The 14,647-nt window shown below is 64.3% G+C and carries 13 protein-coding genes; 9 read left to right on the top strand and 4 right to left on the bottom strand.

The features are described from left to right. The first annotated feature begins 4 nt into the window (after nt 1-4). Nucleotides 5-481, top strand: a complete 477-nt coding sequence (locus CK224_RS00465) for a type II toxin-antitoxin system RatA family toxin (protein WP_095780468.1) — start codon at nt 5-7, stop codon at nt 479-481. Here CK224_RS00465 and CK224_RS00470 read toward each other — a convergent pair. Next, entirely contained in the window at nt 478-960 is a 483-nt protein-coding gene (locus CK224_RS00470; protein ID WP_066989696.1) for a CinA family protein, read from the bottom strand. The genes CK224_RS00465 and CK224_RS00470 overlap by 4 nt on opposite strands. Next, complete coding sequence (locus CK224_RS00475) at nt 957-2,174, bottom strand: bifunctional 2-C-methyl-D-erythritol 4-phosphate cytidylyltransferase/2-C-methyl-D-erythritol 2,4-cyclodiphosphate synthase (protein ID WP_066989699.1); 1,218 nt, start codon at nt 2,172-2,174, stop codon at nt 957-959. Before CK224_RS00475 ends, CK224_RS00470 begins: the two co-directional genes overlap by 4 nt. Before the next feature lie 139 nt (nt 2,175-2,313). On the opposite strand from CK224_RS00475, the gene dusB reads away from it, so the two are divergent. From dusB to hflX, 8 genes are all read left to right on the top strand, one after another. Further along, on the top strand, nt 2,314-3,342 hold the full coding sequence (dusB, locus tag CK224_RS00480) for a tRNA dihydrouridine synthase DusB (protein WP_095780469.1): 1,029 nt from the start codon (nt 2,314-2,316) through the stop codon (nt 3,340-3,342). Then, the gene (locus tag CK224_RS00485; RefSeq protein WP_095780470.1) at nt 3,339-4,481 is read left to right on the top strand and encodes a nitrogen regulation protein NR(II); all 1,143 of its coding nucleotides are present in this window, start codon (nt 3,339-3,341) and stop codon (nt 4,479-4,481) included. Before dusB ends, CK224_RS00485 begins: the two co-directional genes overlap by 4 nt. Next, nucleotides 4,478-5,938, top strand: a complete 1,461-nt coding sequence (ntrC, locus tag CK224_RS00490; RefSeq protein ID WP_095780471.1) for a nitrogen regulation protein NR(I) — start codon at nt 4,478-4,480, stop codon at nt 5,936-5,938. Before CK224_RS00485 ends, ntrC begins: the two co-directional genes overlap by 4 nt. Nucleotides 5,939-6,057: 119 nt before the next feature. Further along, nucleotides 6,058-8,349, top strand: coding sequence for a PAS domain-containing sensor histidine kinase (locus tag CK224_RS00495; RefSeq protein ID WP_095780472.1), 2,292 nt, complete (start codon nt 6,058-6,060; stop codon nt 8,347-8,349). Then, entirely contained in the window at nt 8,339-9,700 is a 1,362-nt protein-coding gene (locus CK224_RS00500; protein ID WP_066989715.1) for a sigma-54 dependent transcriptional regulator, read from the top strand. The genes CK224_RS00495 and CK224_RS00500 overlap by 11 nt, the downstream gene beginning before the upstream one ends. A 155-nt stretch (nt 9,701-9,855) precedes the next feature. Next, complete coding sequence (locus CK224_RS00505) at nt 9,856-10,719, top strand: D-amino-acid transaminase (RefSeq protein ID WP_066989718.1); 864 nt, start codon at nt 9,856-9,858, stop codon at nt 10,717-10,719. Nucleotides 10,720-10,862: 143 nt separating this feature from the next. Next, entirely contained in the window at nt 10,863-11,108 is a 246-nt protein-coding gene (hfq, locus tag CK224_RS00510) for an RNA chaperone Hfq (RefSeq protein ID WP_066989720.1), read from the top strand. Continuing rightward, complete coding sequence (gene hflX, locus CK224_RS00515) at nt 11,109-12,497, top strand: GTPase HflX (RefSeq protein WP_095780473.1); 1,389 nt, start codon at nt 11,109-11,111, stop codon at nt 12,495-12,497. An 8-nt stretch (nt 12,498-12,505) separates the two neighbouring features. Here hflX and mazG read toward each other — a convergent pair whose 3' ends face one another. Both mazG and CK224_RS00525 read right to left on the bottom strand, forming a co-directional pair. Beyond that, nucleotides 12,506-13,330 carry a nucleoside triphosphate pyrophosphohydrolase gene (gene mazG, locus CK224_RS00520; RefSeq protein ID WP_095780474.1) on the bottom strand — a complete coding sequence of 275 codons (825 nt, stop codon included), beginning with the start codon at nt 13,328-13,330 and terminating at the stop codon, nt 12,506-12,508. 82 nt (nt 13,331-13,412) lie between these two features. Then, nucleotides 13,413-14,597 carry an amino acid aminotransferase gene (locus CK224_RS00525; protein ID WP_095780475.1) on the bottom strand — a complete coding sequence of 395 codons (1,185 nt, stop codon included), beginning with the start codon at nt 14,595-14,597 and terminating at the stop codon, nt 13,413-13,415. Nucleotides 14,598-14,647: the final 50 nt, after the last annotated feature.

The following is a 14,647-nucleotide window of genomic DNA, read 5'->3' on the forward strand; positions in this document are numbered from 1 at the left end:
TTTCATGCCGAAATTCGAAGCCACCCGCCGCGTCGCCTACACGCCGGAACAGATGTTTGCGCTGGTGGCGGATATCGAGACCTATCCGCAATTTCTGCCGCTCTGCGAGGCGCTGACGGTGCGCTCGCGCAAGGAGCGCGACGGCCGCACCATCCTCGTCGCCGACATGAGCATCGGCTACAAGGCGATCCGCGAAACCTTTACGACCCAGGTGCTGCTCAAGCCCGACGAGAACGCCATCGACGTCAAATACATCGACGGCCCGTTCAAATATCTCAGCAACATCTGGCGCTTCGATCCGGCCGATGGCGGCTGCGAAGTGCATTTCTTCATCGACTACGAATTCAAGAGCCGCATTCTCGGCGCGCTGATGGGCACGATGTTCGATCGCGCCTTCCGCATGTTTTCCGAAGCATTCGAGAAGCGAGCGAACGTGATCTACGGCGCAGCGCAAGGCACGCCTGATCCGCGGATAACCTAGGCCAGCGCTCGCAGGCCGAGCTGCAGCGCGTGCCGGACCGTCTCGTGGCGGATGAATTCCCGCCCCTTATGACCAAACAGCTGGCACTCGACGACGACCGGCTGGCCGGCAAATGCTATCCCGAACCAGACGAGACCCACCGGCTTTTCCGACGAGCCGCCGCTCGGGCCGGCAATTCCGGTGACCGCAAGGGAGAGGCTCGCGCGCGAATGCGTCAGCGCGCCCGCCGCCATCTCCCTGACCGTCTCACCCGAGACCGCGCCATGCGCCTCAAGCGTTGCCGCGGAGACGCCGAGCATCTCCATCTTGGCTTCGTTGGAATAGGTGATGAAGCCGCGATCGACCACGGCGGAAGAGCCGGCAATGTCGGTCAATGCTGCAATGATCAGACCGCCGGTGCAGCTCTCGGCCGTAGCCAGCATGATGCCGCGCTGCTGACAAGCCTGGAGCAGGGCGTTGGCTAATTCCGCGTTGCTCATGCCGGCACGTCTCCCGGATAGACGACGCTGGCCGTCGCGATCGCCGCAATGCCTTCGCCGCGCCCGACAAAGCCGAGCTTCTCGTTGGTCGTCGCTTTGATCGAAATGCGTTCCGGCGCAATGCCGAGCATCGCCGCCAGCGCCGCCGTCATCGCCTCGCGATGCGGCCCCACCCGCGGCGCCTCGCAAATCAGCGTGATATCGGCATTGGCGATGCGCCCGCCGTGCTCGCGCACCAGCTTCGCGGCATGCTCGACGAAGATCTTCGAGGCAGCGCCCTTCCATTGCCGGTCCGATGGCGGAAAATGCGTGCCGATGTCGCCGGCGCCGCAGGTGGCGAGCAACGCATCGGTGAGCGCATGAAGCCCGACATCGGCGTCCGAATGACCGGAGAGTTTCCGGTCATAGGGGATAGTGACCCCGCACAGAGTGACGTGGTCGCCCGCTTCGAACGCGTGCACATCATAGCCATTGCCGGTGCGGATGTCCGGAAAGCGCGGCAGCGCATTTGAGAGCCGCTGGTCGGCCATCGCGATATCCCTTGCCCAGGTGAGCTTGATGTTGTCCGGCGAGCCCTGGACGATCTTGACCGGAATATGCGCCCATTCGGCGATCGCCGCGTCGTCGGTGAACTCGCTTTTGCCGAGATGATGCGCCTTCTCGTGCGCCGCCAGCAACGGCCAGAACGGGAAGCCTTGCGGTGTCTGCGCCGCGTGCAGGCCGGCCCTCGACACCGTCTCCTCGATCATGCCCTCGGCCGATTCCCGCTTGAGCGTGTCGGCGACGGGCAGCGCCGGCAGGGCTCCCTGGCGCTTGCCGATGGCCTCGATGGTTCGGTCGATGAGCCCATGATCGACAAACGGGCGCACCGCATCATGCACCAGCACCTTTGCCGGCGCCTGCTCCCTCAGCGCCAAAAGTCCCAGCCGGACGGAAGCCTGGCGGGACGGACCGCCCATGACGATGAGCGTGCGCGTAGCATTAGCTCCCGCCGCGCGCTCGAACAGCTCGCGGTCGTCGGCGTGGATCGCCACCACCACTGGCCCGACGGCTGGATGTGACAGGAATCTTTCCAGCGTATGCGCAATGACGGCGCGTCCGCCGATGCGCTGATACTGCTTCGGCCCCTCGGCCTGTCCGGCACGGGCGCCGCGGCCGGCGGCGACAATGACCACGCCGACCTTGCCGTCCGGTTTTTCACTTGTGTCAGTCATGGCGAGAGGCTTAGTCGCGGCTCGCAGGGAAGGCCAGCATTTTCCAAAATGCGCCTTAATGTGACGTCATTGCGCGTTGCACAATGGCTTGCATCTGGCTACACAATGTGCAGCAATCGAATATGCTTGGTTTTTGTGCATGCCTGAATTGACCACATTGGCTTCGCCGCTCGACGTCGGCGGCGTAAGGATACGCAACCGCGTGTTCCTGGCGCCGATGTCCGGCATAACCGACGAGCCGTTCCGTCAGCGTGCGCATGCGCATGGTGCCGGGCTGGTCGTGTCGGAAATGGTGGCGAGCGGCGAACTGGCCAAGGGCAGGGCCGGCTGCGATCTGCGCATCCGCCATTCCGGGCTGCCCGTCCATATGGTGCAGCTTGCTGGCCGCGAGGCAGCGCACATGGCCGAGGGCGCGCGAATCGCGGCGGGCGAGGGCGCCGACATCCTCGACATCAACATGGGCTGCCCGGCAAAGAAGGTGACGGGCGGCTATGCCGGCTCGGCGCTGATGCGCGATCTCGATCACGCGCTCTCGCTGATCGAGGCGGTGGTCGGTGCGGTCTCGGTGCCGGTGACGGTCAAGATGCGGCTCGGCTGGGACGAAAGCGCGCTCAACGCGCCGATGTTGGCGCGCCGCGCCGAGCTGGCCGGCGTGCGCATGGTGACCGTCCACGGCCGCACGCGCTGCCAGTTCTATCAGGGTAAGGCCGATTGGCGCGCCATTGCGCGCGTCAAGGAAGCGGTCTCGATCCCGGTGGTGGCCAATGGCGATGTCGGCTCGCCGGAAGAGGCTGCGACGATCCTGGATCAATCAGGCGCCGACGCGGTGATGATCGGCCGTGCCCATTACGGCGCGCCGTGGACCGCCGGCAGCATCGCGGCAGCCGCCGCTGGCATGTCTGCAACCGATATTCCCCAAACGCCCCAGACGCTCGCCGACTACGTGGTTGCGCATTACGAGGACATGCTCTCGCTCTACGGCGTCGAAAGCGGGCTTCGCCAGGCGCGCAAGCATCTCGGCTGGTATCTGGACAGCCACGCGACTGGTGTTTCGGCGGAACGGCGCAAGCATATCCTCACTTCCGTCGAGCCGGCTGAAGTGATCGCCGGGCTGCGTCAAGCCTTCACCGAAAGCGCGGCATCGCCAGAACTGCGGAGCGCGGCATGAATACGAACCTCCCACAGCCGGCCGACACCGCGGATGCCGCCAATATCGTGCTGAACACCATCCGCCGCCCGGTGATCATGGTCGATGCCGACGGCTTCATCACCTTCGCCAACGCGGATGCAGAGGATTTCTTCCGCTCCAGCGCGACCATGCTGGCGCGCAACACGCTGTCCAAGCTGGTCCCGTTCGGCAGTCCGCTGCTGACCTTGGTCGGCCAGGTGCGCGAGCGCCGCGCGCCGGTCAACGAATACCGCGTCGACGTCTCTTCGCCGCGCCTCGGCATCGAGAAGGTGGTCGACCTCTATGTCGCCCCGGTGCCGGAGTTTCCCGGATCGGTGGTGGTGATGTTCCAGGAACGGTCGATGGCCGACAAGATCGATCGCCAGATGACGCATCGGGGTGCCGCCCGTTCTGTCACCGGCCTGGCGGCCATGCTTGCGCATGAGATCAAGAACCCGCTCTCCGGCATCCGCGGCGCGGCGCAACTGCTCGAGCTCTCGGCCTCCGACGAGGACCGTGCGCTCACCCGGTTGATCACCGACGAGACCGACCGCATCGTGTCGCTGGTCGACCGCATGGAAGTGTTTTCCGACGAGCGGCCGATCGAGCGCTTTCCCGTCAACATCCATGTCGTTCTGGATCATGTGAAAGCGATCGCCAAGAACGGATTTGCGAAAAAAATCAAGATCTTGGAGGAATATGATCCATCACTTCCTCCAGTCTATGCCAACCGTGACCAGCTGATCCAGGTGTTCCTCAACTTGGTCAAGAACGCCGCGGAGGCGATCGGCGCCGACCCGCAGGGCGAGATCGTGCTGTCGACGGCTTTCCGGCCCGGCATCCGCGTTTCCGTGCCGGGAACGCAAGACCGCGTCTCGCTGCCGCTGGAATTCTGCGTGCACGACAACGGCCCCGGTGTTTCAGAGGACATCCTGCCGATCCTCTTCGATCCGTTCATCACCACCAAACCGAACGGCTCGGGCCTCGGGCTGGCCCTGGTCGCCAAGATTGTCGGCGAGCATGGCGGCATCATCGAATGCGATTCGACGCAGCGTGGAACCACTTTCCGCGTCTTGATGCCGGCCTGGAAGGACACTTTGCCCAACGCCGGCGACGAAGCTGAAGGAGACCGCAAATGACCGTTCGCGGCAATATCCTCGTCGCCGACGACGATGCGGCGATCCGCACCGTGCTCAACCAAGCGCTGTCGCGCGTCGGCCATGAGGTGCGCGTGACCTCGAACGCCTCGACGCTGTGGCGCTGGGTGGCTGCCGGCGAGGGCGACCTCGTCATTACCGATGTGGTGATGCCGGACGAGAACGCCTTCGACATGCTGCCCCGCATCAAGAAGGCGCGGCCCGAGCTGCCGGTCATCGTCATGAGCGCGCAGAACACTTTTATGACCGCCATCCGCGCCTCCGAGACCGGCGCCTACGAGTATCTGCCGAAGCCGTTCGATTTGACCGAGCTGCTCAACATCGTCAACCGCGCGCTTGCCGAGCCGAAGCGGCCGAAGCTGGATTCCCGCGCCGACGACCAGCCGGAGACGATGCCGCTGGTCGGCCGCTCGGCGGCCATGCAGGACATCTACCGCATGCTGGCCCGCATGATGCAGACCGACCTGACGGTGATGATCAGCGGCGAATCCGGCACCGGCAAGGAGCTGGTAGCGCGCGCGCTGCACGAATACGGCCGCCGCCGCGGCGGGCCTTTCGTGGCCATCAACATGGCCGCGATCCCGCGCGACCTGATCGAATCGGAACTGTTCGGCCATGAGAAGGGCGCCTTCACCGGCGCGCAGAACCGCTCCACCGGCCGCTTCGAGCAGGCCGAAGGCGGCACGCTGTTCCTCGACGAGATCGGCGACATGCCTATGGAGGCGCAGACGCGCCTGCTGCGCGTGCTTCAGCAGGGCGAATACACGACCGTCGGCGGCCGCACGCCGATCAAGACCGACGTGCGCATCGTCGCCGCCACCAACAAGGATTTGCGGACCCTGATCAACCAGGGTCTGTTCCGCGAGGACCTGTTCTACCGCCTGAATGTCGTGCCGCTGCGACTTCCGGCGTTGCGAGAGCGTTCTGAAGACGTGCCTGACCTTGTCCGGCATTTCTTCAAGCAGGGCGCCAGCGAAGGCCTGCAGACCAAGCGCATTTCCTCCGGTGGCATCGAGCTGATGAAGCGCTATCCCTGGCCCGGCAATGTGCGCGAGCTGGAAAATCTGGTGCGCAGGCTCGCCGCGCTCTATTCGCAGGACGAGATTTCGGCCGAGATCATCGAGGCCGAACTGAAGACCGGCGAAAGGTCGGTCGTGCCGGACGGCGGCGCGCTGATCCCCGACGACCTGTCGATTGGCCAGGCGGTCGAGCATTTCCTGCAGCGCTATTTCGCGTCGTTCGCCGGTGACCTGCCGCCCTCCGGGCTCTACCAACGCATCCTCGCCGAGGTCGAATATCCGCTGGTGCTGGCTTCGATGACCGCCACGCGCGGCAACCAGATCAAGGCGGCCGAGCTTCTGGGCCTCAACCGCAACACGCTGCGCAAAAAGATCCGCGAGCTTGGCGTCAACGTCTACAAGGCCGCCAGGCAGCCCTGACTTTGCCTTCACTTTTGGGGATTAAGTCGGGGAAAGATTTCCGTCCCGGCCACACTTGTTGCATAATCGCCACAATGCGTTGCATACATCCGACGCAATGACCGACTCTAGACGGCGATATGGCTGCTGAGGCTCCGATACTGAACCAACCGCTTTTCAGCCGGGCCGGCGTTCGCGACGGTCGCCGGCTGCTGGCGCTGCCCGGCGTGGTGGCGATCGTCGGCGCCATGATCACCGCAGCGATCTCGTTTGCGATCCTTGTCGGTGCGACCCCGATCGCGCCGAATGCAAACGCGACCTGGGCGCTGATCGCGCTCAACGCCGTCTTCGTCCTGTTCCTGATCGCTCTGATCAGCCGCGAGATCCGCCGCATCGTCATGGCGCGCAGGCATGGCCGTGCAGCATCGCGGCTGCATGTGCGCATCGTCGCCATGTTCGCGCTGGTCGCCGCCATCCCGGCGATCATGGTCGCGATCATCGCCTCGATCACGCTCGATATCGGCCTCGACCGCTGGTTCGAGATCCGCACCAAAACGATCGTCAATTCGTCGCTGTCGATCGCCGATGCCTATGTCCAGGAAAATGCGCGCAACCTGCAGGGCACGACCCTGTCGATGGCCTACGACCTCGACGCCTCGCGCACGCTCTACGGGCTCGACCGCACCGGCTTCCTCGATCTCATGAACAAGGAGGCCGTTGGCCGCGGACTGGCGCATGCGGCGCTGATCAAGCCTGACGGCTCTTTCGTCATGAGCGCCAAGACCGACGCCGACTTCGCCATGCCTGAGCCGCCCCCTGGCGCGGTCAACACGGCCGCCGACGGCAAGCCGGTGCTGATCGAGCCGCGCACCCGCAACATCATGGGCGCCATCGTCAAGTTGCGCGAGATCGAAGGTCTTTATCTCTACACGATCCGGCTCGTCGACCCGGACGTTATCAAGGCGCGGCAGATCGTTCGGTCGAACACCGACGAGTATCGCGGACTGGAAGAGAACCGTCGCACTTCGCAAGTCGCGTTCGCGCTGCCCTATCTGTCGCTGACCCTGATCGTCATCCTGTCGGCGATCTGGACCGGCATCGCCGTGGCCGATCGCATTGTCCGGCCGATCCGCCAGCTGATCGGCGCGGCCGACGAGGTGGCGACCGGCAATCTCGACGTCGCCGTGCCCGTGCGTCAATCGGACGGCGACGTCGCTTCGCTCGGCGAGACCTTCAACAACATGATCCTCGAGCTCAAATCGCAGCGCAACGAGCTGCTGTCGGCCAAAGACCTGATCGACGAGCGGCGGCGGTTCTCGGAGGCGGTGCTGGCCGGCGTGACCGCAGGCGTCATCGGCGTCGATCCCTACGGCGTCATCACCATCGCCAATCGCTCGGCCGAAACGATGCTGGCGATCTCGGCGAGTGCCGCGCTCGGACAGAACCTCTCCGCCATCCTGCCGCATGTCGGTCGCGTCTTCGAGATCGGGCGCCAATCCGGCAAGCCGGTCTATCGCGAGCAGGTGACCTTCTTCCGCGCCGGCATGGAACGGACTTTCAATGTCCAGGTCACCGTCGAGGCCGGAGACGACGGCTCGGAAGAAAAATCCTATGTCGTCACCATCGACGACATTACCGATCTCGTGCAGGCGCAGCGGTCTTCGGCCTGGGCCGATGTGGCGCGGCGCATTGCCCATGAGATCAAGAATCCCCTGACGCCCATCCAGCTCTCGGCCGAGCGCATCAGGCGCCGTTACGGCAAGGTCATCACCGAGGACCGCGAAGTCTTCGATCAGTGCACCGACACCATCATCCGTCAGGTTGAGGACATCGGCCGCATGGTCGACGAATTCTCGGCCTTCGCCCGCATGCCGAAGCCGGAGATGAAGGTGATAGACCTGCGCGAGTCGCTGCGCGAAGCTTCGTTCCTGGTGGAAGTCAGCCGCTCCGACATTGCTTTCCAGCGTGATTTCGGCAACGAGCCGCTCAAGGGAACGTTCGACAGCCGCCTGATGGCGCAGGCCTTCGGCAACGTCATCAAAAACGCCGCCGAGGCCATCGACGGACTTGATGCGCAAGACCGTTCCGACGGCACAATCCGGATTCAAGCCGGGCGCCAAGATGGCGCCATAAGAATCGATGTTATCGACAACGGCAAAGGGCTGCCGCGCGAGAATCGGCAGAGACTGCTCGAGCCCTACATGACGACGCGCGAAAAAGGCACCGGCCTTGGCCTCGCTATCGTCAAGAAGATCGTGGAGGACCATGGCGGCCGGCTCGAATTGCACGACGCGCCGCCCGATTTCCACGGCGGCCGGGGCGCGATGATCTCGATCATCTTGCCACCGGCGGCGGTCGTCCCCGCGCCGCCACGCGGCGAAGGCCACGACGAACACGAACGAGAAACTGAAAAGGTCGGTAATGGCGTCTGACATTCTCATCGTCGATGACGAGGAAGACATCCGCGAACTGGTCGCCGGTATCCTGAGCGACGAAGGTCACGAAACCCGCACGGCACACGATGCCGACAGCGCGCTAGCGGCGATTGCCGATCGCGCGCCACGGCTGATTTTCCTCGATATCTGGCTGCAGGGCTCGCGCCTCGACGGTCTGGCGCTGCTCGACGAGATCAAGACGATGCATCCGAACATGCCGGTGGTGATGATCTCCGGCCACGGCAACATCGAAACGGCGGTGTCGGCCATCCGGCGCGGCGCCTATGATTTCATCGAGAAGCCGTTCAAGGCCGACCGTCTCATCCTGATCGCCGAGCGCGCGCTGGAAACTTCCAAATTGCGGCGCGAGGTCTCGGACCTCAAGCTGCGCAGCGGCGAGACCTTCGACCTGATCGGCATGTCGTCAGCGATGAGCCAACTGCGGCAGACCATCGAGCGTGTCGCGCCCACCAACAGCCGCATCATGATCATCGGACCGTCGGGTTCCGGCAAGGAACTGACGGCGCGCGCCATCCACGCGCTGTCGGCGCGCAAGAACGGGCCGTTCGTGACGCTGAGCGCCGCCACCATCACGCCGGAACGCATGGAGATCGAGCTGTTCGGCACCGAATCGAACGGCACCGAACGCAAGGTCGGCGCGCTGGAGGAGGCGCATCGCGGCATCCTCTACATCGACGAGGTCGCCGACATGCCGCGCGAGACGCAGAACAAGATTCTGCGCGTGCTGGTCGAGCAGCAGTTCGAGCGGGTAGGGGGCACAAAGCGGGTCAAGGTCGACGTCCGCATCATCTCCTCCACAGCGCAAAACCTGGAGGCCATGATTGCCGATGGCCGCTTCCGCGAGGACCTTTATCATCGCTTGGCGGTGGTCCCCGTTACTGTGCCGGGTCTCGCCGAACGGCGAGAGGATATTCCGTATCTCGTCGACAATTTCATGAAGCAGATCGCGCGTCAGGCCGGTATCAAGCCGCGCCGCATCGGTGACGACGCGCTGGCCGTGCTGCAGGCGCACAACTGGCCGGGGAACGTGCGCCAGCTGCGCAACAATGTCGAGCGGCTGATGATCCTGGCGCGAGGCGGCGACGTCGACGCGCCGATCACCGCTGACCTTCTTCCCTCCGAGATCGGCGACGTCATGCCGCGCACCCCCAACCAGTCGGACCAGCACATCATGGCGCTGCCGCTGCGCGAGGCGCGCGAGCAATTCGAGAAGGACTATCTGATCGCCCAGATCAACCGCTTCGGCGGCAATATCTCGAAGACGGCCGAGTTCATCGGCATGGAGCGATCAGCCTTGCACCGCAAGCTGAAGTCGCTGGGCGTGTAAAGGCAATCCAGGAAAGTGGGCAGCGCCGGTTGGGCTCGGCGGCTTCGCCGTAGCCTTCCGTCCGGAATTGCCCAAAGCCGGCTGGCCCACGCGATTGTTCATTACGGCAGCGGCGGAATCGCTTAAGAGAGCCGGACATTTCCCTGAGGTAGCCCATGCCGCGCATTGCCTATGTCAACGGGCGCTACGTTGCCCATGCCGACGCCCGCGTCCATATCGAGGATCGCGGCTATCAGTTCGCTGACGGCGTCTATGAGGTCTGCGAGGTGGCGCGCGGCTTTATCGTCGACATGCCGCGCCATCTGGCCCGGCTCAAGCGCTCGCTCAAGGAATTGTCGATCGCATGGCCCGTCTCGGAAGGCGTCCTGCCGATGCTGCTGCGCGAGGTGGTGCGCCGCAACAACGTCGTCAACGGCCTCGTCTATCTCCAGGTGACGCGCGGCGTCGCCAGCCGTGAATTCGTCTTTCCCGCAGTCGGCACCCGCCCGTCCTTGGTTATAACCGCCCGGAAGGCCGACCCCTCTGCTGCCGCCAAGCGGGTTGAGACCGGCATCAAGGTCATCACCGTCCCGGAGAATCGCTGGGACCGCGTCGACATCAAGAGCACCGGCCTGCTTGCCAATGTGCTCGCCAAGCAGAAGGCCAAGGAAGCCGGCGCCCAGGAGGCCTGGTTCGTCGACTCCGACGGCACGGTCAAGGAGGGCGGCTCGTCCAATGCCTGGATCGTCACCCGCGACGGCGTTCTGGTGACGCGGCCGGCCGAACACGGCATCCTGCGCGGCATCACCCGCACGACACTGTTCGACGTCGCCGAAAAGCTCGGTCTGAAGATCGAGGAGCGTGGGTTTTCGATCGCCGAAGCCAAGGCAGCGCGCGAGGCTTTCATCAGTTCCGCGACCACGATCGCCATGCCGGTAGTCGAAATCGACGGCGCGCCGATCGCAAACGGCCACCCCGGTTCCATGACACTTTCGTTGCGGCAGGCATTTTTTGACATTGCGGAAAAAAGTCCAGCCTGATAACCGCAAAGGTGGAATGAACCTCAACTATCTCGTTCTGCTTGTCGTTTAGGCGACAAGAGGGGGTTTGCGCGCTTGACAGGCGCCGCGTAATTTGGCGCATTGGCCTGCAGACCGAAGGGGATCGGCGAAAGACAAAAACAATGGCGGAACGATCGCAAAACCTTCAGGACCTGTTCCTGAATTCAGTTCGCAAGAGCAAAAATCCACTTACCATCTTTCTCATCAACGGTGTGAAGCTGACCGGCGTGGTCACTTCGTTCGACAATTTCTGTGTGTTGTTGCGGCGCGACGGGCATTCCCAGCTCGTCTATAAGCACGCCATTTCCACGATCATGCCGAGCCAGCCGGTTCAGATGTTTGATGGCGAGGAAGGCCAGGGCGCCTGATTGGCACGTGAGCAGGACGCGGACCGCAGAGTTCGCGGGAAACAAGGACATCAACTTGGGCCGGAAGCCAAGGATCCGACCCGGGCCGTTGTCATTGTGCCGGTGCTTGCGCGCCAGCCGCGGGGCGATGAGGATTCGAGCCGCCCGCGCCTGAGCCGCTCGGCGGATGCCCGCCACGACGAGGCGGTCGGGCTCGCCAGCGCCATCGACCTGGACCCGGTCCACACCGCGGTGGTGACGGTCACCGATCCCCGCCCGGCAACGCTGCTCGGCAGCGGCAAGGTGGCGGAATTCGCCGACATCGTGAAGGAACGCAAGGCGGAATTGGTCATCGTCGACCATCCGCTCACGCCGGTGCAGCAGCGCAATCTCGAGAAGGAACTGAACGCCAAGGTGCTCGACCGCACCGGGCTTATCCTTGAGATCTTCGGCGAGCGCGCCAGGACCAAGGAAGGCACCCTGCAGGTCGAGCTGGCGCATCTCAACTATCAGAAGGGTCGGCTGGTGCGCAGTTGGACCCACCTCGAACGGCAGCGCGGCGGCGCGGGTTTCCTGGGCGGTCCCGGCGAAACGCAGATCGAATCCGACCGGCGGATCCTGCAGGACAAGATCACCAAGCTCAAGCATGAGCTGGAAACGGTTCGCCGCACCCGCGACCTGCACCGCGCAAAACGCAAGAAGGTGCCATTTCCGGTAGTTGCGATCGTCGGCTACACCAATGCCGGAAAGTCGACGCTGTTCAACCGGCTGACCGGGGCAGGGGTGCTGGCGGAGGACATGCTGTTCGCCACGCTCGATCCGACGCTGCGCCGCGTGCGCCTGCCGCACGGCACGCCGATCATCCTGTCGGACACGGTCGGCTTCATCTCGGACTTGCCGACTCATCTGGTCGCGGCCTTCCGGGCGACGCTGGAAGAGGTCGTCGAGGCCGATCTCGTGCTGCATCTGCGCGATCTTTCCGATCCGGACACGGCAGCGCAGGCCGAGGATGTCGAGCGCATCCTTGGCGATCTCGGCGTCGATGCCGCGGACACCAGCCGCGTGATCGAGGTGTGGAACAAGATCGACCTGCTCGACGAAGGCAATCGCGAGCGCCTGCTTGCCGAGAGCGCCGGCGGCAAGGCGCCGCCGATCGCGATATCGGCAGCGACCGGCGAGGGGATCGATGCGCTCAAGGCGCTCATCGAGGCCAGAGTGTCGGGCGAGTTGGAAACGATGACGGTGACGTTGAGCCCTGCTGAGCTCGGCCAGGTCGACTGGCTCTATCGCAATGGCGATGTCGTCTCGCGGAGCGACAATGAGGACGGCAGCGTCACCATCTCACTGACGGCCACGCACAGCGCCCGCCAGGAGATCGAGACCCGGCTGAACCGCAGGAACCACGGCTAGACCGCTGCTTATCTTGCGTTTTTGGCCTGCTGCCAGAGGGTTTCCATCTCGTCCAAAGTCGCCTGTTCCAACGACCTCCCGGAAGCCTCCAACTCCCGCTCGACATAATGGAAGCGCGAGCGGAACTTCTCGTTGGTGCCGCTCAGCGCGGCTTCGGCATCAAGTCTCAAATGGCGGCCGAGATTGACGACGGCAAACAGCATGTCGCCGAACTCATCCTTGATGGGTGCCGCGTCGCCCGTGACCAGCGCCTCGCGCAGCTCGCCGATCTCTTCCTCTATCTTGTCGAGGATGGGTGCTGCCTCGCTCCAGTCGAAGCCGACGCGCGCAGCCTTCTCCTGCAGCTTCAACGCGCGGGTCAGCGCAGGGAGCGCAACCGGCACGCTGTCGAGATAGCCCTTGCCGTGATCTTCCGGGTCGAGGCCGCGCGCGATGCGGGCGTTGCGCTTGTCGGCCTTCTCCACCGCCTTGATCTTCTCCCACATGCCCTTGGCCATGCCGGCGCTGCGCGCCTTCTCGTCGCCGAAGACATGCGGGTGACGGCGGATCATCTTGGTGGTGATCGCCTCGACAACGTCGCCGAACGCGAACTCGCCAATCTCCTGCGCCATCTGCGCGTGGTAGACGACCTGCAGCAGAAGGTCGCCCAGTTCCTCTCGCAGATCGTCGAAGTCGCCGCGCGCGATCGCATCCGCCACTTCATAGGCTTCCTCGATCGTGTAGGGGGCGATGGTGGAAAAGTTCTGCTCGATGTCCCAGGGGCAGCCGGTCTTCGGCGCTCTCAGTGCCGCCATGATCTCGATCAGACGGGAGATGTCTTTGGAGGGTTTCATGCAACAAACCCTAGCGCGCGCCGCGGCGGGCAACCAATCCCGCCGGCTGGCAAAAGCCGATTGTCCACAGTTGCGCCGGCGCTCAGTCGAGCACCGAAACGATCGCCTTGGCGAGCTCGTCCATGCCATCCTCAGGCAGACCTGCCACATTGATGCGGCTGTCACCCACCATATAGACGGCGTGCTCGGTGCGCAGCCGCTCAACCTGCGTTTCGGTGAGCCCCAGGCGGGAGAACATGCCGCGATGGCTGGCGACGAAATCGAAGCGATCGGAGTTGGATTGCCGACGCAGCGCCTCGGCGAAGGCGACACGCAGCCTGAGCATGCGCAGCCGCATCTCCTCGAGTTCCGTCTCCCAGACCTTCTTCAGATCGGCGTCTTCCAGCACCATGCGTACGGCCGCAGCGCCATGGTCCGGCGGCATCGAATACAGCGCTCGCGCCGCTGCCAGCATCTGGCTCATCGCCACGTCGGCCTGTGCGCCGTCCTTGGCCATGATCATGGCGGCACCAACGCGGTCGCGATAGACGGCGAAATTTTTCGAGCAGCTCGAGGCGACGACCATCTCGGGCACCTTGCCGGCGAGCAGCCGCAGGCCGGCGGCATCGGCGTCGAGCCCTTCGCCAAAGCCCTGATAGGCGATGTCGACGAAAGGCAGCAGGCCGCGCTCAAGCAGAACGTCGGCAACCTTGGCCCATTGCGCAGCATCCAGGTTGGCACCGGTCGGGTTATGGCAGCAGCCATGCAGCAGCACGATATCCCCGCTATTGGCGGTCTTGAGCACCGCCAGCATGTCGTCGAAACGGACAGCGCCGGAAACAGCGTCGAAATAAGGATAGTCGCGCACCTGTAGGCCGGCGGCGCGCATCACCGGCAGGTGGTTCGGCCAGGTCGGATCGGAGAGCCACACCGTCGCGCCCGGGCGCGTGCGCTGCAGAAGCTCGGCCACCAGCCTGAGGGCGCCCGATCCGCCCGGCGCCTGCGCTGCGCGGATGCGCGAATGATCGGCCCTCTCGCCGAAGGCAAGCTTGATCATGGCGGCGTTGAAGCCGGTGTCGCCGGCGAGGCCGAGATAGGTCTTGGTGTCCTGGCCCGCGAGCAGCCGCTTCTCAGCCTCGCGCACGGCCCGCATCACCGGCGTCCTGCCGTCACGATCCTTGTAGACGCCGACACCCAGGTCGACTTTGCCGGGGCGCGTGTCGGCGCGGTAAAGGCCGATCAACGCAAGGATCTTGTCGGCGGGCGCGGGCTGCAGGGTCTCGAACATCGATAGGGCTCCAGTGGCGGCGGAGTGATACGCAAATCGGCCGCGCTTCG

Source organism: Mesorhizobium sp. WSM3862, from assembly GCF_002294985.1.
GTDB lineage: Bacteria > Pseudomonadota > Alphaproteobacteria > Rhizobiales > Rhizobiaceae > Mesorhizobium.

Excerpts from the sequence above, each read along its gene's own strand:
- CK224_RS00495 (WP_095780472.1), top strand. The coding sequence starts at position 6,058 with ATGGCTGCTGAGGCTCCGATACTGAACCAACCGCTTTTCAGCCGGGCC.
- CK224_RS00505 (WP_066989718.1), top strand. The coding sequence starts at position 9,856 with ATGCCGCGCATTGCCTATGTCAACGGGCGCTACGTTGCCCATGCCGAC.
- CK224_RS00500 (WP_066989715.1), top strand. The coding sequence starts at position 8,339 with ATGGCGTCTGACATTCTCATCGTCGATGACGAGGAAGACATCCGCGAA.
- hfq (WP_066989720.1), top strand. The coding sequence starts at position 10,863 with ATGGCGGAACGATCGCAAAACCTTCAGGACCTGTTCCTGAATTCAGTT.
- CK224_RS00465 (WP_095780468.1), top strand. The coding sequence starts at position 5 with ATGCCGAAATTCGAAGCCACCCGCCGCGTCGCCTACACGCCGGAACAG.
- CK224_RS00485 (WP_095780470.1), top strand. The coding sequence starts at position 3,339 with ATGAATACGAACCTCCCACAGCCGGCCGACACCGCGGATGCCGCCAAT.
- CK224_RS00470 (WP_066989696.1), bottom strand. The coding sequence starts at position 960 with ATGAGCAACGCGGAATTAGCCAACGCCCTGCTCCAGGCTTGTCAGCAG.
- CK224_RS00525 (WP_095780475.1), bottom strand. The coding sequence starts at position 14,597 with ATGTTCGAGACCCTGCAGCCCGCGCCCGCCGACAAGATCCTTGCGTTG.
- ntrC (WP_095780471.1), top strand. The coding sequence starts at position 4,478 with ATGACCGTTCGCGGCAATATCCTCGTCGCCGACGACGATGCGGCGATC.
- CK224_RS00475 (WP_066989699.1), bottom strand. The coding sequence starts at position 2,174 with ATGACTGACACAAGTGAAAAACCGGACGGCAAGGTCGGCGTGGTCATT.
- mazG (WP_095780474.1), bottom strand. The coding sequence starts at position 13,330 with ATGAAACCCTCCAAAGACATCTCCCGTCTGATCGAGATCATGGCGGCA.
- dusB (WP_095780469.1), top strand. The coding sequence starts at position 2,314 with ATGCCTGAATTGACCACATTGGCTTCGCCGCTCGACGTCGGCGGCGTA.